The sequence below is a fragment of the Rhizobium sp. BK098 genome, assembly GCF_014193155.1.
In the GTDB taxonomy this organism is placed as follows: Bacteria; Pseudomonadota; Alphaproteobacteria; order Rhizobiales; family Rhizobiaceae; genus Rhizobium.
In genome coordinates this window covers 126,442-146,018 of record NZ_JACHYY010000008.1, presented here as the reverse complement: position 1 = coordinate 146,018, position 19,577 = coordinate 126,442, and the positions used below count along the sequence as shown (strand labels likewise).

The following is a 19,577-nucleotide window of genomic DNA, read 5'->3' as shown; positions in this document are numbered from 1 at the left end:
TTGTGGGGAGCTTCCGGCTTTTCGTCTTGGCGGGAAGCTTCTGAGGATCAAACCTCAAGACGTGGAGAACTTTGAAAAATGTCAGAGTGGAGACTTACGCGACTCCAAGGAGAGTTTTGCGTCACATGGGACGAGCCCGGCGGCATCCGCCGACGTTATCGCCTTGGCACCCGAGACCAGAAAGAGGCGTCCCGCCTCGCCGCGTCTCGATACGCGGAACTGACCCGGCCGAAGGGCACAACGGTAGAGGATCTGTGGAAAGCCTACGTCATCGCCAAGGAAGGGCGTGCCGTCGTCGGCACCATGAAATTCACATGGAAGGCCCTAAAGGACCGCTTCGGCAAAATGGAGGGAATGGCGATCACCATCCTCGATTGCCAGGCCCATACCGCTGAACGCCGAAAGGCCGGCATCCAGGACGGCACGATCCACACCGAGCTCGGCCACCTGCGCACGGTTCTGGTCTGGTCGGAGAAGAACGGCCTCATCGCGCGGGCGCCGCACATCGAGCGGCCGGCGAAGCCAGACCCGAAGGATGGCTATCTGAAGCGGGATGAAGTCGGGAAGATGATCGAGGGGGCGAAGGTCCCACATATCCGCCTTGCGATCATGCTGATGATCGGAACAGGCGCCCGCAATGCTGCGGCACTAGAACTGACGTGGGACCGGGTGGACTTCGAGCGCCGGCTGATCAACCTGCGGAATCCGTTCGATCGGGCGCCACGGAAAGGTCGCGCCACCGTTCCGATGAACGAGACGTTGATGCGAGAGTTGAAGCTTGCCAAGCAGGCAGCGCTATCGCCTTATGTGATCGAATGGGCTGGTGTCCAGGTGAAGTCGATCAAGAAGGGGCTGAAGGCTGCGGCCAAGGCTGCAAAGATCAGCGACGTGTCGCCGCATATGCTCCGGCATTCGGCCGCCGTCTGGCTTGCCGAGGACGGCCATTCAATGACGAGGATCGCTCAGTTCCTCGGCCATTCGAACAGCCGGATCACAGAAAAGGTCTATGCGCGTTACAGCCCCGAACACCTTCGGGACCTTGCCGACACATTGGACCTGACTGCAAATGGTGGGAAGGGTGAATATCGAACCTCCGACCACTCTGTAACAGCCAAAAGGGATATTTCGACAAAAAACCCCAATGGTTTCAATGACAATGTATCGAGGATCGCTACGTAGTGCTCCTCAGGTTCACCAAACCTGAAAAGCGGAACAGAGTAGCAACATAGTGCCGAAAACGACGATTTACGAAGCGTAGAGTCCCAGCAATTCCGGGGATTCCGCGAGGGGGCCGAAAGTTGACATCGTAGGGGTCACAGGTTCAATCCCTGTCACGCCCACCATCCTAATTCGCTGAAAAGCAAGGCCTTTCGAGAAATCGAAAGGCCTTTTTCATTTCTTATCGGTTGACAGAGTCCGGTTATCCCCAAAGCAGATCAAACCGAAAAATACCCCTTGACCTGAAGCGAATTGCAGCCCGGTCAGCGATCCAGGAAATGCCGCAAAACCGCCGTCGTCGGATAGGCGTAGACGCCACGATCGACAAAGCCGTGACGATAGAGGCAATTTCGCAGAGCCAGCCAGTAAGGGGTACTGTTGGGGTCCGGAGAGCCACGGCGCCAGGAATAAGCCTCAGGCTCGCAGCGATCGAGAACCCTCTCATATGTCGCCAGCACCACCGGATCGCTGTCGGCGCGAATACCGCCATGGTAGGTCTGGTAATTCGAAGGCGCCTCGCCGGCAGAGACGCATGCCAGGCTCAAAATCGCTCCCAACGCTAACATCATTCTCATGTGCTTCGATCTCCAACTAGCCGCGTCCCGAAAAATTCGAGCGCAGGTCGAGAATAGTAGTCTTTTGGGAGATAGCCAATCACATGCTGATGTTCGCGGGGATTGCGGGGGCGAACGGAGCCTGCGACACAAGTTCCCGCTACAAGCCGCTTGACTTCCGGCCGCGCCGTCATCCTACTGTCATATCAGCGCATCGATCATACGGGAGGATGAGATGACGGTGATGAAGCGGCAGTTCTACAAGAACCACAAGCCCAATGGCGATGAGTACATGTTCCATCTCGCCCGCGACACCGAGAGCGGTGAGGTCTACGTCATCCGCCAGGCGGATTATGTCGTCGATGGCGGCAGCGAGAAAACCATGACACTCTATGAATTCCTGGCCGGGGGCGGCAATCGGCAGAATGCCCTGCTGCAGTTGATCGGCGAGCTTGTTCCGGAATCCGCACAACAACACTGAAACGCGTCGCCTAACGGTCGCAGTGACTTTACGACAGTGGCATTCCTGCCATCGGACCTCGACGTGCCCGGCTTGAATCCGGGCGTCGTCTGTGGGCTTTGGACTTGTGCACCGCTTCGGGTTGACTGCCACATTTTGATCGGCGAATCTGCACGGGCTTGAAAGGAGCCTCTCTTATGCGATTCGCAGGCATTGCTTTTGGATTGACAGCGCTGGTCGCCACACAGACCGCAGCTGCTCCCGTCGAGAATTTTCCGGCACAGGGCGCCACCGTGGTCAGCGGAAAATGTTCCAAGCTCGTGGTCGGCAAACTCGATGCCTCCAAGGGATGCAAGGCAGAACTCGCCAGCGTCACCGCACCTGACGGCTCCGTGACTTTCATTTTCACATCCGGCGGCAAAATGCTCGGATTCCGTGGCAATGGAAAAGGCATCAAGCCCGGCAACCAGAAAGGCACCGCACAATTGCCGATCGACGTTATCGCGACGGGTGCCGGCAACGATATGTCAAATCAAGTCCCAGCAAAGGGCGCCTGCACCTTCGCAAATCCTTACGCTGGCAAGCCGGTCGCCATCGAATGTACGGCCAAATCGCCGGAAATGAGCTTCAACGGCAGCTTTACATCCGACGGCAAGGCGCCTCGCCACAAGTAGCCGTCATCATCGCGCCGCCGTCATCTTGTGTTAGTGCGGCAGCGCATTTTTCCGTTTTCTGCCATGATTTGCATCGCCCGGCGCTTCCCGGGACAGGTCCGAACCGTTGACGTGGGCGGGAACGTGCACGTCCTCATGGGTTACAGGATGCAGTGTCAGATCCACCTGATGCGGCGGCAGAACCTGGGCTTGGCGAAGCGTATTGGGCCTTGCCTTTTTCTGCCGTTCCGTCAGCTCCGGTTTTGACGTCCGCGGCGCGCGGTGAATGGGTGCTGGACTCATCGGAGTTCCTCCTGTTGAACGCTGTTGTTAAGGGTAAGGACCCCGCCGCGGCGGCGGATGGTCACAAAGACACCTGAAAGCCAAACGCAGCCTTTTCCGTTTTGGTTCCCCGAATTTCTCAATTATCGAGGGCAAGGAGACCCATCATCATTTCAACTCTTGACCTGCATCCTAACTTCACTAACTATGGAGCATCTCCCGCGCCTTCCTGACATCGGCAGCGGATTGAACTTTGGTGCCGGGCCCCTCTGGCGAGAGTTTTCACGGCGCTCTCGCGATGTCGGTACCGCCTGCAGATGAGCCGGCGGATTTCTTTCCATGATGAGCTTGACCATGCCTGACCCGCATGCCGTCTTCGGTATGCGGCTGTGCGCGCAATCCGGGTATATCCACTCCATTTCCAGCGAGGCGCATCCATGAAGTCGCCCGCCGCCTCAAAATCCGTTCTCGGTTATTTCGGCTGGGCCTTTGCCGTAACCGTCGGCGGCCTTACGCTCGGTGCGCTGTTGGGTTGGAACACCACCGGCACCTTCAGCGGCCTTGCCACAGCCTTCTTTATCTGTGCAGTCCTGGCTGTGCTGGAAATCTCGCTTTCCTTCGACAATGCCATCGTCAATGCCAACAAGCTGAAGGAGATGACGCCGGTCTGGCAGCATCGCTTTCTGACCTGGGGCATCATCATCGCCGTCTTCGGCATGCGGATCGTCTTTCCGCTTATGATCGTCGCCATCGCCGCCTGGATCAACCCGTGGGAAGCGCTGAAACTCGCCGCCGCGAAGCCCGAGCAATATGCCGAGATCATGCAGGCAGCGCATCTGCCGATCGCCGCCTTCGGCGGCACCTTCCTGATGATGGTGGGCCTGACCTATTTCTTCAACCATGAAAAGGATGTGCACTGGATAGGCTTCATCGAGAAGCGGATGGCGCATTTTGCCACCGTCAAGGGCGTCGAAATCGCGTTTGTGCTGGTCCTGGTCCTCATCTTCACCTCGGTGCTCGACGGTGATGACGCGACGACCTTCCTGCACGCCGCGATCTATGGCCTCCTGACCTTCCTGCTCGTCGAGGTCCTAGCCGGCTTTCTGGACGCCTCGCAGCGAACGATGAGCGCTGCGGCGAAGGGCGGCTTCGGCGCTTTCCTCTATCTGGAAATCCTCGATGCCAGCTTCTCCTTTGACGGCGTCATCGGCGCCTTCGCCCTCACACAAAACCTATTCATCATCGCCATCGGCCTCGGCATCGGCGCCATGTATGTCCGCTCCATGACGATCATGCTGGTGGAAAAGGGCACGCTCGCCCACTACCGCTACCTCGAACACGGTGCTTTCTACGCCATATTGATCCTCTCGGTGATCATGTACGTGCAGACGCTGATGCATATCCCCGAAGTCATCACCGGCCTTGGCGGCGCGGCCCTGATCGGCATCTCGCTTTGGTCTTCGATCCGGTACAACAGACGCAACGGCCCCGACCACGCGCCGGCGCAGGATGAGCGGCAAGACAGAGCGGAAGCTTGATCTCTGTAGCATTGAAACTATTACTTAGAGGCAATGCTATTTTAATCTGTAGCTAAGGCAGTCTTTCTACGGCTTCTGCTTTTTTTAAACAGAATCGCGCATGCGACACACTTTCAGTGGATCTAGTGGACTAAAGTTGTCGAATGTTTAGGATCTCGACGTATTAGAGCTAGCGCTTTAAGAAAAAACATCGCAATGGCGATGGAAATTGTCGAAGGAGCATGGTCGGCGCACAATGGTTGTGCGTCGTCAGACGGCTTCAATTGAGATGGCCAGGAGAGGCAGAGCATGGCGGCAAAAATCGTCCCGGTGATCATGGCAGGCGGTAAGGGTACACGGCTGTGGCCGCTATCGCGCGCTTCCGCCCCGAAACAATTCATCCAGTTCATCGGCGACAGGACGCTGTTTCAGAACACTTTGGAGCGGGTGGCCGACCCCGAGCTCTATGAAGCTGCGATCGTTCTCACCAATGAGGAATTCCGCTTCCTGGTCGCAGAACAGGCCCGCGAACTCGACCTGAAACTGGCAGCGGTGCTGCTGGAGCCGGTGGCCCGCAACACGGCTGCCGCCGTTGCCGCCGCCGCCGCGCTCGTCACCGAGCTTTTCGGCAAGGACGCCATCATGCACGTCCTCGGCTCCGATTACGAGATCGACGCCAACGCGACCTATTATGATTGCGTACGCCTGGCACGCGATACGGCACTGCAGGGCAAGCTCGTCACCTTCGGCATCAAGCCGACGGAACCGGCGACCGGCTATGGCTATATCGAAAGCGGCAAGGCGCTCTCGACCGGTGCCCATGCCGTCAAGCGTTTCGTTGAGAAGCCCGTCCTGGAAAAGGCAAAGGAGATGGTGGCAAGCGGCAGCTTCTACTGGAACTCCGGCATGTTCATGTTCTCCGCCGGCCAGCTTCTCGCCGAGATGAAGGAATTTGCGCCCGACGTCGAAAAGGCTGCCAGCAAGGCCGTCTCCAAATCGACGCGCGACCTCGATTTCACCCGCCTGGACGCCGATAATTTCGCAAAAAGCCCGGACATCTCCATCGACTACGCGCTGATGGAAAAGACGGCCAATGCCGCAGTCGTTCCCTCGCCCTTCACCTGGTCCGATCTCGGCAGCTGGGATGCGGTGTGGAAAGTCGGCAGCCGTGACGAAAGCGGCAACGTGTCGACGGGTGCCACGACGCTGGTCAACACGAAGAATTCGCTCGTCATGTCACACAGCCTGCACGTCGCCGTGCAGGGCCTTGAGGACGTCGCCGTCATCGCTAGCGAAGACGCCGTCTATGTCGGCCATCTTAAGGACAGCCAGGACGTCGGCAAGCTCGTTAAGCTGCTCGCAAGCGAGAAGAAGACGGCGAAGCTCACCGAAACGCATCCGACCTCCTACCGCCCCTGGGGCGGCTATACCTCGGTGCTGAATGGCGAGCGCTTCCAGGTGAAGCGCATCTTCGTGCTGCCGGGCAAGAAGCTGTCGCTACAGAAGCATCACCACCGCTCCGAGCATTGGATCGTCGTCAAGGGTACGGCCGAAGTAACTGTCGGCGAAAACGTACAGATGCTGCGCGAAAACGAATCGATCTATATCCCGCTCGGCGAAGTGCATCGCCTTGCCAACCCAGGCAAGATCCTGCTGGAGCTCATCGAAGTACAAACCGGCTCCTATCTCGGCGAAGACGACATCATCCGCCTCGTCGACGAGTTCGGCAGAAGCTGAGATCTTCGACGGTATCGATTACAAAGCGGCGGGCGAAAGCTCGCCGCTTTTGTTTGGCGTGCCACAGCAGGACTTTCCGAAGTGCCTGGAGACACCTTGCTTTCTTTCGCTGCATTGCACACACTGCCTGTGGGAACAGCAATCACCGCACAATGATGTGGGCTAGGCAAAGAGACATATGGCGATCAAGGCAAGCATCTATCATCTCACCCATTATAAATACGACAATCCGGTTCGCCTCGGTCCCCAGATCATCCGTCTGAAACCCGCCTCGCATTCCAAAACGCGCGTGCTGAGCCACGCGCTCAAGGTCACCCCGGCAAACCATTTCGTGAACCTGCAGCAAGACCCCTACGGCAACTATCTCGCCCGATTCGTCTTTCCCGATCCGGTGACCGAACTGAAGATCGAGGTCGACCTCGTCGCCGATATGACGGTCTACAATCCCTTCGACTTCTTCGTCGAAGAGGAAGCGACGAAATGGCCTTTCGAGTATCCCGAGACGATCCGAGAAGATTTGTCGATCTATATGAAGCCGGAGGAGCCTGGTCCCCGGCTGAAAGACTTCCTCGCCACGCTCGACCGCTCGGAACAAAAGACCGTCGACATGGTCGTCGGCCTCAATGCACGGCTGCAGCAGGAGATCGGCTATGTCATCCGCATGGAAGCCGGCGTCCAGGCGCCTGAGGAGACTTTGGAAAAAGCGAAAGGCTCCTGCCGTGACACGAGCTGGCTGCTCGTTCAGGTGCTGCGCCATCTCGGCCTCGCCACCCGCTTCGTCTCCGGCTACCTCATCCAGCTGACACCCGACCTGAAGGCGCTCGACGGTCCCTCCGGCACCGAAGTCGACTTCACCGATCTGCATGCCTGGGCAGAAGTCTATCTTCCCGGCGCCGGCTGGGTCGGCCTCGATCCGACCTCCGGCCTTCTGACGGGCGAGAGCCATATCCCGCTTGCCGCCACGCCGCATTACCGCAACGCCGCACCGATCTCGGGCGGATATTTCGGCGAAGCCAATACCGAATTCGATTTCGACATGAAAGTCGCCCGCGTCGCCGAGCATCCGCGCATCACCAAGCCCTTTTCCGACGAAAGCTGGGATGCCTTGAACGAACTCGGCGAAAAGGTTGACGCGATCCTCAAGGAAGACGACGTGCGCCTGACCATGGGCGGCGAACCGACCTTCGTGTCGATCGACGATTTCCAGTCCGAGGAATGGAACACCGCCGCCGTCGGCCCGACCAAACGCGACCTTGCCGATCAGTTGATCAGGCGCCTGCGCGAGCGCTTCGCGCCCGGCGGCTTCCTGCATTACGGCCAGGGCAAATGGTATCCCGGCGAAAGCCTGCCCCGCTGGACCTTCTCGCTTTACTGGCGCAAGGACGGGCGGCCGATCTGGCAGAACCCCGCTCTGATTGCCGAAGAAACGGCACAGACCGGTGCGGACTCGGAGAGCGCCAGCAAGCTTCTGAATGCGATTGCCAAGGAACTGGCGATCGAGCCTGACATGGTGCAACCGGCTTACGAAGACCCGGCTGAATGGATCGTCAAGGAAGGGAGCCTGCCGGAGAACGTTGATCCTTCCAATTCGAAGCTCAAGGATCCCGAGGAGCGCAGCCGTATCGCTCGTGTTTTCGAGCGTGGTCTGACGACTCCAACCGGCTACATATTGCCCATACAGGCATGGAACGCGCGCGCCGGCGGCACGCGCTGGGTCAGCGAAAAATGGCGCACACGCCGCGGCAAGATTTTCCTTGTGCCCGGCGATTCTCCGGTCGGCTATCGCCTGCCGCTCGGCACGCTGCCTTATGTGCCGCCGTCACGATATCCCTATATCCACACGGCCGATCCCTCCATTCCGCGCATGCCTCTGCCTGACGTCATCGTGCCAGCTGGCCGCACCATGCCAGAAGCCTCGTTCCAGGTGGATGAAAGCTCGCAATCGCGGGTCGAACAGACGCTCGGCGAAATCGGCGGCGCCGTCCGCACCGCGATCTCTGTCGAACCGCGTGACGGTCGGCTGTGTGTCTTCATGCCTCCGGTCGAAAAGATCGAACATTATCTCGAACTGCTGGCAGCGGCCGAGAATGCGGCGGCTGAGCTTGCGCTGCCGATTCACATCGAAGGCTATTCGCCGCCACAGGACGAACGCATCAACGTCATTCGCGTCGCGCCTGACCCGGGCGTGATCGAAGTCAATATCCATCCCGCGTCGAACTGGCAGGACTGCGTCGACATCACGACGGCGGTTTACGAAGAGGCGCGACAGACGCGCCTCGGCACGGACAAATTCCTGATCGACGGACGTCATACCGGCACCGGTGGCGGCAATCATGTCGTCGTTGGCGGCGCCAATCCGAACGACAGCCCGTTTCTTCGTCGTCCCGACCTGTTGAAGAGCCTGGTGCTGCACTGGCAGCGCCATCCCTCGCTCTCCTACCTCTTCTCCGGCCTGTTCGTCGGGCCGACAAGCCAGGCGCCGCGCATCGATGAAGCCCGTCACGACAGCCTCTACGAGTTGGAAATCGCGCTGGCCCAGGTGCCGGCGCCAGGTCGCGGCATCCAGCCGCTCCCCTGGCTGGTGGACCGGCTCTTCCGCAATCTTCTAACCGATGTCACCGGCAATACGCACCGCTCGGAAATCTGCATCGACAAGCTGTTTTCGCCGGATGGACCGACGGGACGCCTCGGCCTCGTCGAATTCCGCGGTTTCGAAATGCCACCGAATGCCCGCATGAGCCTTGCCCAGCAATTGCTGGTGCGCGCACTGATCGCCCGCTTCTGGCGCAACCCGATTGATGGTAAGTTCGTGCGCTGGGGCACGACGCTGCATGATCGCTTCATGCTGCCGCATTATATCTGGCAGGATTTCCTCGACGTTCTCGGCGATCTTCGCGAAAACGGTTTCGACCTCAGACCGGAATGGTTCCAGGCGCAGCTCGAATTCCGCTTCCCCTTCTGCGGCGAAGTCGAATACGAGGGCTGCAAGCTGGAGCTGCGCCAGGCGCTGGAACCATGGCATGTCATGGGCGAAGAAGGTGCGATCGGCGGCACCGTGCGCTACGTCGATTCGTCGGTCGAGCGCCTGCAGGTGCAGTTCGAAACCTCCAATCCGTCGCGTTATACGGTGACCTGCAACAGCCGTCCCCTACCGCTGACGCCGACGGGAATGGCGGGCGTCTCGGTCGCTGGCGTGCGCTACAAGGCATGGCATCCGGCCTCCGGTCTGCATCCTGTGCTCCCCATCGATACGCCGCTGACCTTCGACATCTACGATACCTGGTCGCAGCGCTCGAGCGGCGGATGTATCTATCATGTTGCCCATCCGGGCGGCCGGAACTACGACACCTTCCCCGTCAATGGCAACGAGGCGGAAGCGCGACGTCTTGCGCGTTTCGAGCCTTGGGGGCATACAGCAGGTGGTTATGCCGTAAGACCGGAGACTGCATCGGTGGAATTCCCGCTGACGCTCGACCTCAGACGTCCCGCGGGAATTTGAAACGAGACTGTGCATGGGTAGAAAACGGGCGACGGAACGACGGGACGAGGTAAAGACCGGCACTGCCAAGGCGCCGGTCTTTGCCTATCGTCCCCTGCCCGGCGTCGCCGACGAAATGGTCGACAATACCGGCGCGGTGCGCCCGGTCTGGCAAAACTTCCTCTCGGCGCTGACGCGTATGACGGAAGAGGGATTGACCGAGCGCTTCGCCCGCGCCGACCGCTATTTGCGCGATGCAGGCGTCTTCTATCGCGCTTATGGGACAGCGGGTGTCAGCGAACGCAACTGGCCGATCTCCCATATCCCTGTGCTCATCGACGAACGCGAATGGCAGGCTCTCTCCGAAGGCCTGCAGCAGCGCGCCGATCTGTTGGAATCGGTCATCGCCGATATCTATGGCGACAGCCGACTGGTGAGCGAAGGGCTGCTGCCGCCGGCCTTGATTGCCGCCAATCCGGAGTTCCTGCGCCCGCTTGTCGGCGTCAAGCCCGCAAGCGGCCATTACCTGCATTTCCTGGCTTTCGAGGTCGGCCGCGGTCCTGACGGCAATTGGTGGGTGCTGGCTGACCGCGCGCAGGCGCCATCCGGCGCCGGCTTCGCGCTGGAAACCCGCGTCGCCACAACCCGCGCCTTCTCCGATATCTACGCCGAAACCAAGGTCCATCGCCTCGCCTCCTTCTTCGGCGCGTTCCGCGATGCCCTGCTCGGCGGCAAGCGCGGCGCCGAAGGCCGCGTGGCCGTGCTGACGCCGGGGCCTGCCAATGAAACCTATTACGAACACGCCTATATCGCCCGCTACCTCGGCTTCATGCTGCTCGAAGGCGAGGACATCACCGTCGTCAACGATCAGTTGATGGTGCGAACCGTCGCAGGGCTGCGGCCGATCAGCGTGCTCTGGCGCCGCCTCGATGCTTCCTACGCCGATCCATTGGAGCTCAACCAGCGCTCCCATATCGGCACGCCCGGCCTCGTCGAAGCCCTGCGAGCGCAGACGGTGACCATCGTCAACGCGCTCGGCTCCGGCATTCTCGAAACCCGAGCGCTGCTCGCCTTCATGCCGACCATCTGCCGGCATCTGCGCGGCGAGGAGCTGAAGCTGCCCTCTATCGCAACCTGGTGGTGCGGCCAGAAGAGCGAGCGAGACCATGTCGCCGCCAATATCGAAAAGATGGTCATCGGCCCGGCCTATTCCTGCATGCCCTTCTTCGATGATAACGGCCAATCCGTGCTGGGCTCGACGCTGCGCAGCACCGCCCGCGATTCGATCGCAGACTGGCTGGCGACCGAGGGTAACAAGCTGGTGGGCCAGGAGGTCGTGACACTTTCGACGACGCCGGCCTGGGTCAATGGCAAGCTCACGCCGCGGCCGATGAGCTTGCGCGTCTTCGCCGCCCGCACCGAGAATGGCTGGCAGATCATGCCCGGCGGCTTTGCCCGCATCGGCAGCGGTGACGATGTCGCCGCGATTGCCATGCAGGCCGGCGGCTCGGCTGCCGATGTCTGGATCGTCTCCGACAAGCCAGTCGAGGCACACACGCTTCTGCCGGCAGAGGAAACTTTCACCCGCAACATGCCGGGCAGCCTGCCCAGTCGGGCGGCCGACAACCTCTTCTGGCTCGGCCGCTATATCGAGCGCGCCGAAGGTGCGCTGCGCATCCTGCGCGCCTGGCACGGGCGTTTTGCCGAAGCCGCCGATCCGAACCAGCCACTGCTTGCCGATGTCAGCGCCTATCTTGCCGCCATCGACATCGATACCAAGCAAGCGGTGCCGGAAAACCTGCTGCGCAACATCGATAGCGCCGTCTATTCGGCCAGCAACATCCGCGATCGCTTCTCTCCCGATGGCTGGCTTGCGCTGAACGATCTCGCCAAGACGGCACGCCGCTTCAAGGAAGGGGTAAAGCCTGGCGACGATGCCAGCCATGCCATGACGATCCTGCTGCGCAAGCTCGCGGGCTTCGCCGGTCTCGTGCATGAAAACATGTACCGCTTCACCGGCTGGCGCTTCCTGTCGCTCGGCCGCTATATCGAGCGCGGCCTGCATATGACCCGGCTGCTCGGCCATATGTCCGGCCCCGATGCGCCCGACGGCGCGCTCGACATGCTGCTTGAAATCGGCGACAGCGTCATGACCCATCGCCGCCGCTACAACGTCAATACCGCTCGGCTGACGGTGACGGATCTGCTCGCACTCGATCCGCTTAATCCGCGCTCGATCCTTTTCCAGATGAACGAGATCCACCGCGAGGTCGAACAATTGCCGAATGCCTACGTCAACGGCCAGATGTCACCCTTCTTCCGCGAAGCCATGCGTCTGCATTCGGGGTTGGCAGTGATGACGCCCGAAGCAATGACGGGCGAAGTCTACCAGCAGCTGGCGCGCGAACTGGAGCGGCTGTCTGACCTGCTGGCACGCACCTACCTCGGATGACGTGAATGCTCTACGATCTCTCGCTTCACATGGGCTACATCTACGACGTGCCGGCAAGCGGTGCGCGGCATATATTGCGCGTCATGCCGCTCTCCCTGCCCAACCGGCAGAGGCTGATAGCCGGCTCGGTGAAGATAACGCCGGGACCGGACGAGCAATCCCACTTCACGGATTTCTTCCAGCATCCTGCAACTTCGATCCTCGTGCGCGAGCCCCATGAAAGGCTCGATATCCGCATGCAGGCGCGCGTTCAGGTGGAGAGCCAGCCCGTCGGGGCAGACTTCTCGCCGCTGCTCGCCAAGCTGCCAGAGGAGATCAATGATTGCTGGTCGATCGATCCGTCTTCGCCCCACCATTTTCTCGGCAGCAGCCCGCGTCTGCCGGACACCAGGGAAATCGCGGATTACAGCAGACAATGGAAAGCAGCCAATCTTACGACCCTGCAGATCGCCCATGCGGTCTGCGCGCAGGTACACAAGGACTTCGTCTATGATACCGAGGCGACGACAGTGGACACCACGCCGAGGGAAGCCTTCCGCCTTAAGCGCGGCGTCTGCCAGGATTTCTCGCATGTCATGATCATCGCGCTTCGCAGCCTCGGCATTCCCGCCGGCTATGTCAGCGGCTTTCTGCGCACCATTCCGCCGCCTGGCAAGGAAAGGCTGGAGGGCGCCGACGCCATGCACGCCTGGGTGCGCATCTGGTGCGGCGAGACGGCGGGCTGGATCGAGCTCGACCCGACCAACAATATCCCGGCAGGCACAGATCATATCGTCGTTGCCTATGGCCGCGATTATTCGGACGTTGCGCCCGTTATCGGCGTACTGAAGAGCTACGGCAATCAGGAAGCCGTTCAGGCGGTAGATGTAATTCCACTAAAATAGAATATACTTAAAGTAGTAAAAAGGTGAAGCCAATCGCGTCAGATTACATGGTTTGTTAAAAATCAACTGACCGATTAAACCTTCAACTAATATTTGTATTCGATAGTCCCGCCGTTCTTGAGAAGCTAACTCTTTCCAATAGGCGGACATGATGATTGCCGGCTCTGATATACTTTGGGCATTGAAACAACTTATACGCGATAGAGCCGGAAATTTTGGCATCCTCACGGCGATTGCCGTGCCCGTGCTGGCCGTGGCGAGTGGTGTAGCGGTCGATGTCACGAACATGTCGCTGACACACAGTCAGCTTCAGGAATCCACGGATGCCGCCGCGCTCACTGCGGCAACCGCGCTTGCGGACGGCAGTGCAACCACGACGACCGCCAAGGATCTCGCCAACAATTTCGTCCTCGGCCAGATGTCGAATTATCTCGCCGGTGATACGGATGCTACGAATTCATTGAAAGCGGGCACCGGCACAACGGTAACAAAAACGACCGATTCCTCTGGGAACACGGGCTACACGGTCGTCGTAAATTCATCCTATTCTATGCCCGTGAACAGCATGACCCGCTTGATAGGGCAGAGTTCGCTGAACATTTCTGCGTCCAGCACGTCAATCAGCGGCAAGACTTCCGAAACCCAGAAGAATGCGCTGTCGATGTATTTCGTTCTGGATCGTTCTGGATCGATGGATGAGGCCACGGACACGGTTAATGCCGAGCAGCCGACCAAAAAAAACTGCTGGGGGACCTATTGCACAACGCAGACCAACTATTACTCGAAGATGGAGTCGCTGAAAATCGCGACGTCCAATCTCTCCGCGCAACTGAACAAGGCCGACCCGAACATGATGTATGTTCGCACCGGGGCAGTTTCCTATAACAACGTCGCCCAAACGGCGACAGCTTTGGCCTGGGGTACCAGCGGCATCACAACATATGTCAACAACTTGACGTCAAAAGGTTCCACGAATTCGGCGCCTGCTTTTACGGCGGCAGTCGACGCGTTGACGAAACCGTCTGCGACAGCCGGGCTGACGAACGAGCAACTTCAGCACAAGAATAAGAGCGGCGTCAAAAATCCGACCATGTACATTGTTTTCATGACCGACGGCGAAAACAACGTGTCAAATGCTGACGCGGATACCAAAGCACAGTGCGACAAGGCACGCAGCAATGGCATCCATGTGTACACGATCGCCTTCATAGCACCGGAAAATGGCCAAGCCTTGCTGAAGTACTGCGCTACTTCAGCCTCGGACTACTTCACACCCCAAAGCGCGGCGGATCTTTTCAAGGCGTTCACGACAATCGCCACGGAAACATCGAAGCAAATGACGCTCCTGACCAAGTGATCGCGCCCGGCATCCGTACGGAGCAACCACCGATAGACTACAAAGAAAAAGCCGCGCGATACGAGTATTGCGCGGCTTTTGTTTTGATCGATGCGCGAATAAGAACCCGAAATATCATCAGAATCAAGTTCTTTCGCATTCACCGTAAACCTTTCGCCGCAATTTTCGCATCCGCCAAACTCGCTTGTTGCAACTGCTTTACATCGGTGCGTAAACTGATAGTGAAACGGAAAGGCAAATCGATTTAATTGGCGGTAACACGCTGAATATAAATCACAAATGGCGAGAGTTGATAGTATGAATAACTTGACGAAGGCCGATCTCCCCGTTCCCGCGCCGCGCAGTTCCCGCCCCGAAATCCTTGCCGAAGAAATCATCGAGCGCCTGACATACCGCATCGGCAAGGACGCGAAGGTCGCCAAGCCGCATGACTGGCTGACGGCAACGATCCTCGTCATTCGCGACCGCGTCATCGACAAATGGATCGAATCGACCCGCAAGACCTACGAGACGAACGCCAAGCGCGTCTACTATCTATCGCTCGAATTCCTGATCGGCCGCCTGATGCGCGACGCCATCTCCAATCTCGGTCTGATGGAGGAGATCACCAACGCTCTCGCTTCGCTGGGCGTCGATATTCGCGTCATCGCGGGTCTCGAGCCCGATGCAGCGCTCGGCAACGGCGGTCTTGGCCGCCTTGCCGCCTGTTTCATGGAATCCATGGCAACCGTCGACGTGCCGGCCTATGGCTATGGCATTCGCTACGTCCACGGCCTCTTCCGCCAGCAGATGGCCGATGGCTGGCAAGTGGAATTGCCGGAAACCTGGCTGGCGCACGGCAACCCGTGGGAATTCGAACGCCAGGAAAGCTCCTATGAAATCGGTTTTGGCGGCGCCGTCGAGACCATCAGCAGCCACGACGATCAGCCGCGTTACGTCTGGAAGCCGGCCGAGCGCGTCATCGCCACCGCATTCGATACACCCGTCGTCGGCTGGCGCGGCAAGCGCGTCAACACGCTGCGCCTCTGGTCGGCGCAGCCGATCGACCCGATCCTGCTCGATGCCTTCAACGCCGGCGACCATATCGGCGCGCTGCGCGAAAGCAACAAGGCCGAAAGCCTGACGCGCGTCCTCTACCCAGCCGACGCGACACCCGCCGGTCAGGAACTACGCCTGCGCCAGGAGTTCTTTTTCTCATCGGCCTCGCTGCAGGACATCTTGCGCCGTCACCTGCAGCAATATGACGATCTGACCAATCTCGCCGACAAGGTCGCGATCCAGCTGAACGACACACATCCGGCCGTCTCCGTTACGGAAATGATGCGCCTGTTGGTCGATGTCCATGGCTTCGATTTCGACAAGGCCTGGGACATCACCAAAAATACCTTCGGATACACCAATCACACCCTATTGCCGGAAGCTTTGGAAAGCTGGCCTGTGCCGCTGCTCGAGCGGCTTTTGCCGCGCCACATGCAGATCGTCTATGCCATCAACGCCAAGGTTCTGGTGGAAGCGCGCAAGCTGCGCAATTTCAGCGACACCGAAATCCGCTCGATCTCGCTCATCGACGAAAACGGCGATCGGCGCGTGCGCATGGGCAATCTCGCCTTTGTCGGCTCGCATTCGATCAACGGCGTTTCCGCACTTCATACCGACCTGATGAAGGTCACGGTTTTTGCCGACCTGCACAAACTCTATCCGGATCGCATCAACAACAAAACGAACGGCATCACACCGCGGCGCTGGCTGATGCAGTGCAATCCCGGCCTGACCAATCTCGTACGCGAAACCATCGGCGACGCCTTCCTCGACGATGCCGAGCAGCTGAAGCCGCTGGATCAGTTTGCACACGATAGCGCCTTCCAGGAGAAGTTCGCCGCCGTCAAGCGCACCAACAAGGTGCAGCTCTCCAATCTCGTTGCCAGCCGCATGGGCATCAAGCTCGATCCGAACGCGATGTTCGATATCCAGATCAAGCGCATCCATGAATACAAGCGCCAGCTTCTGAACGTCATCGAGGCCGTGGCGCTCTACGACCAGATCCGCTCGCATCCCGAGCTCGACTGGCAACCGCGCGTCAAGCTCTTTGCCGGCAAGGCGGCGCCGAGCTATCACAACGCGAAGCTTATCATCAAGCTGATCAACGACGTCGCCCGCGTCATCAATAACGATCCATCGGTTCGCGGCTTGCTGAAGGTCGTCTTCGTGCCGAACTACAACGTCTCGCTGGCGGAAGTCATGGTTCCGGCCGCCGATCTTTCCGAGCAGATTTCGACCGCCGGCATGGAAGCCTCGGGCACCGGCAACATGAAGTTCGGCCTCAACGGCGCGCTGACCATCGGCACACTTGATGGCGCCAATGTCGAAATGCGCGACAATGTCGGCGAGGACAATATCGTCATCTTCGGATTGCGGGCCGATGAGGTCGCAAACCTGCGCAGCGACGGTCATAACCCTCGTGCCATCATCGAGCGCTCGCGCGAATTGGCTCAGGCTCTGTCAGCCATCGCCTCCGGCGTCTTTTCTCCCGACGACCGCAATCGCTATGCCAGCCTGATCGACGGCATCTATAGTCACGACTGGTTCATGGTCGCCGCCGATTTCGATGCCTATGCCTCGGCACAGCGCGAGGTCGATATTCTTTGGGCCAATCCATCCGAGTGGTATGCGAAGACGATCAACAATACCGCTCGCATGGGCTGGTTCTCTTCCGACCGGACGATCCGTCAGTATGCCAAGGAAATCTGGAGAGCCGGATGAAAAAGCCGAAAAAACCCGCTGACGGCACAAGCTTGAGGGATATTTCGGCAGGGGATATTGCTGCAATTCTCGCAGGCACGCATTCCAATCCGTTCGCCGTTCTCGGCGTGCACAAGACGGATGAAGGCTATGTGGCCCGCTGTTTCATCCTTGGCGCGGAAGCTGTCACCGCCACGGCGATCGACGGTTCTGTCATCGGCGAGCTCGAATGCCTTGATCCGGCAGGCTTCTTTTCCGGCGACGTCAAACTTGCCAAGCAGCAGCCGGTCCGTTATCGCGCCAGACGCGGCGATGTCGAATGGGCCGTGACCGATCCCTATAGTTTCGGTCCGGTTCTCGGCCCGATGGATGACTATTTCGCGCGTCAGGGCACGCATCTGCGCCTCTTCGACAAGATGGGCGCCCATCCGCTGAAGCACGAGGGCGTGCAGGGCTTTCATTTCGCCGTATGGGCACCGAATGCACATCGTGTTTCCGTCGTCGGCGATTTTAACAATTGGGATGGCCGCCGCCACGTCATGCGATTTCGCTCCGATAGCGGCATCTGGGAGATCTTCGCCCCGGATGTGCCTGCGGGTGTCGCCTATAAGTTCGAGATCCGTGGCCATGACGGCGTAGTGCTGCCGCTGAAGGCCGATCCATTTGCTCGACGCAGCGAACTGCGCCCGAAGACGGCGTCGGTCACGGCCAACGAACTGGTTCAGGTCTGGGACGATTCCGCCCACCGCGAACATTGGGCGAGCGTCGATCAGCGCCGCCAGCCGATCTCCATTTACGAAGTCCATGCCGCTTCCTGGCAGCGCCGCGACGACGGTTCGATGCTGTCATGGGATGAACTCGCCTCGCGCCTCATCCCCTATTGCGTTGACATGGGCTTCACCCATATCGAATTTCTGCCGATCACCGAACACCCCTACGATCCGTCCTGGGGCTATCAGACCACGGGTCTTTACGCCCCGACCGCCCGCTTCGGTGAGCCGGAAGGCTTTGCCCGCTTCGTCAACGGCTGCCACAAGGTCGGGATCGGCGTCATCCTCGATTGGGTACCGGCGCATTTCCCGACCGACGAGCATGGCCTACGCTGGTTCGATGGAACCGCCCTTTACGAACATGAAGACCCGCGCAAGGGCTTTCATCCTGACTGGAATACGGCGATCTACAATTTCGGCCGCACCGAGGTTCTCGCCTATTTGCTGAACAACGCGCTCTACTGGGCGGAAAAATACCATCTGGACGGTTTGCGCGTCGATGCCGTCGCTTCCATGCTCTACCTCGACTATTCCCGCAAGCATGGCGAATGGATCCCCAACGAATATGGCGGCAACGAAAACCTGGAAGCCGTCCGTTTTCTGCAGTCCATGAACACTCGGCTCTATGGCGCTCACCCCGGCGTCATGACCATCGCCGAGGAATCGACCTCCTGGCCGAAAGTGTCACAGCCTGTCCATGAAGGCGGCCTCGGCTTCGGCTTCAAGTGGAACATGGGCTTCATGCACGACACGCTGAGCTACCTCGCCCGCGAGCCGGTGTACCGCAAATATCACCACAACGAGCTGACCTTCGGCCTCATCTACGCCTTCTCGGAAAACTTCGTGCTGCCGCTCTCCCATGATGAAGTGGTTCACGGCAAGGGGTCCCTGATCGCCAAGATGGCAGGCGACGACTGGCAGAAATTCGCCAATCTGCGTGCCTACTATGCCTTCATGTGGGGCTATCCCGGCAAGAAGCTGCTCTTCATGGGCCAGGAATTCGCCCAGTGGAGTGAGTGGAGCGAAGAACGCGCGCTGGACTGGAACCTGCTGCAGTACCGCATGCACGAAGGCATGCGCCGCCTCGTTCGCGATCTCAATTTCACCTATCGCAGCAAGCCGGCGCTCCATGCCCGCGACTGCGAGGGCGACGGCTTCGAATGGCTTGTGGTCGATGATTTCGAAAACTCGGTCTTTGCTTGGCTACGCAAGGCGCCGGGCGAAAAGCCGGTTGCCGTCATCACCAATTTCACGCCAGTCTATCGTGAGAACTACACCTTGCGTCTGCCGGCGGAGGGGCGGTGGCGCGAGATATTGAATACCGATGCCGATATCTATGGCGGCAGCGGCAAAGGGAATGGCGGGCGTGTCCAGGCCGTCAATGCAGGCGGAGGCGTACAGGCGGTGATAACGCTGCCTCCGCTGGCAACCATCATGCTCGAACCGGAATTCTGAGATCACTACGGACAGGGAGGA

The 19,577-nt window shown here is 59.3% G+C and carries 13 protein-coding genes; 11 read left to right on the top strand and 2 right to left on the bottom strand.

From position 1 onward, the window contains the following. The first annotated feature begins 78 nt into the window (after positions 1-78). A complete protein-coding gene (locus FHT73_RS20665) occupies positions 79-1,179 on the top strand; it encodes a site-specific integrase (protein WP_183714390.1) in 1,101 nt (366 codons plus the stop codon). 302 nt (positions 1,180-1,481) lie between these two features. Here the strand turns inward: FHT73_RS20665 and FHT73_RS20660 are convergent, their stop codons facing one another. Beyond that, on the bottom strand, positions 1,482-1,793 hold the full coding sequence (locus FHT73_RS20660; RefSeq protein ID WP_041677664.1) for a hypothetical protein: 312 nt from the start codon (positions 1,791-1,793) through the stop codon (positions 1,482-1,484). Between the two features lie 214 nt (positions 1,794-2,007). Here FHT73_RS20660 and FHT73_RS20655 point away from each other — a divergent pair, with 214 nt between their 5' ends. Both FHT73_RS20655 and FHT73_RS20650 read left to right on the top strand, forming a co-directional pair. Further along, the gene (locus FHT73_RS20655) at positions 2,008-2,253 is read left to right on the top strand and encodes a hypothetical protein (RefSeq protein ID WP_041677665.1); all 246 of its coding nucleotides are present in this window, start codon (positions 2,008-2,010) and stop codon (positions 2,251-2,253) included. Between the two features lie 176 nt (positions 2,254-2,429). Continuing rightward, a complete protein-coding gene (locus FHT73_RS20650; RefSeq protein ID WP_183714387.1) occupies positions 2,430-2,906 on the top strand; it encodes a hypothetical protein in 477 nt (158 codons plus the stop codon). Between the two features lie 30 nt (positions 2,907-2,936). Here the strand turns inward: FHT73_RS20650 and FHT73_RS20645 are convergent, their stop codons facing one another. Beyond that, positions 2,937-3,188 (bottom strand): hypothetical protein, encoded by a 252-nt coding sequence (locus FHT73_RS20645; RefSeq protein WP_183714384.1) that lies wholly within the window; start codon positions 3,186-3,188, stop codon positions 2,937-2,939. Between the two features lie 416 nt (positions 3,189-3,604). On the opposite strand from FHT73_RS20645, the gene FHT73_RS20640 reads away from it, so the two are divergent. The 8 genes from FHT73_RS20640 to glgB all read left to right on the top strand — a co-directional run bounded on the left by FHT73_RS20640 (position 3,605) and on the right by glgB (position 19,556). Beyond that, positions 3,605-4,705: a DUF475 domain-containing protein gene (locus tag FHT73_RS20640; RefSeq protein ID WP_183714382.1), complete on the top strand. Its 1,101-nt coding sequence runs from the start codon at positions 3,605-3,607 to the stop codon at positions 4,703-4,705. Positions 4,706-4,993: 288 nt separating this feature from the next. Further along, positions 4,994-6,421, top strand: coding sequence for a mannose-1-phosphate guanylyltransferase/mannose-6-phosphate isomerase (locus FHT73_RS20635; RefSeq protein ID WP_183714380.1), 1,428 nt, complete (start codon positions 4,994-4,996; stop codon positions 6,419-6,421). A 178-nt stretch (positions 6,422-6,599) separates the two neighbouring features. Then, entirely contained in the window at positions 6,600-9,920 is a 3,321-nt protein-coding gene (locus FHT73_RS20630; RefSeq protein ID WP_183714377.1) for a transglutaminase family protein, read from the top strand. A gap of 13 nt (positions 9,921-9,933) precedes the next feature. Further along, positions 9,934-12,351, top strand: coding sequence for a circularly permuted type 2 ATP-grasp protein (locus FHT73_RS20625; protein WP_183714374.1), 2,418 nt, complete (start codon positions 9,934-9,936; stop codon positions 12,349-12,351). Positions 12,352-12,356: 5 nt separating this feature from the next. Beyond that, positions 12,357-13,235, top strand: coding sequence for a transglutaminase family protein (locus tag FHT73_RS20620; protein WP_112602823.1), 879 nt, complete (start codon positions 12,357-12,359; stop codon positions 13,233-13,235). A 151-nt stretch (positions 13,236-13,386) separates the two neighbouring features. Further along, entirely contained in the window at positions 13,387-14,592 is a 1,206-nt protein-coding gene (locus tag FHT73_RS20615; RefSeq protein WP_183714371.1) for a TadE/TadG family type IV pilus assembly protein, read from the top strand. 297 nt (positions 14,593-14,889) lie between these two features. After that, on the top strand, positions 14,890-17,352 hold the full coding sequence (locus FHT73_RS20610; RefSeq protein WP_183714367.1) for a glycogen/starch/alpha-glucan phosphorylase: 2,463 nt from the start codon (positions 14,890-14,892) through the stop codon (positions 17,350-17,352). Continuing rightward, positions 17,349-19,556 (top strand): 1,4-alpha-glucan branching protein GlgB, encoded by a 2,208-nt coding sequence (gene glgB, locus FHT73_RS20605; protein WP_183714365.1) that lies wholly within the window; start codon positions 17,349-17,351, stop codon positions 19,554-19,556. Before FHT73_RS20610 ends, glgB begins: the two co-directional genes overlap by 4 nt. Positions 19,557-19,577: the final 21 nt, after the last annotated feature.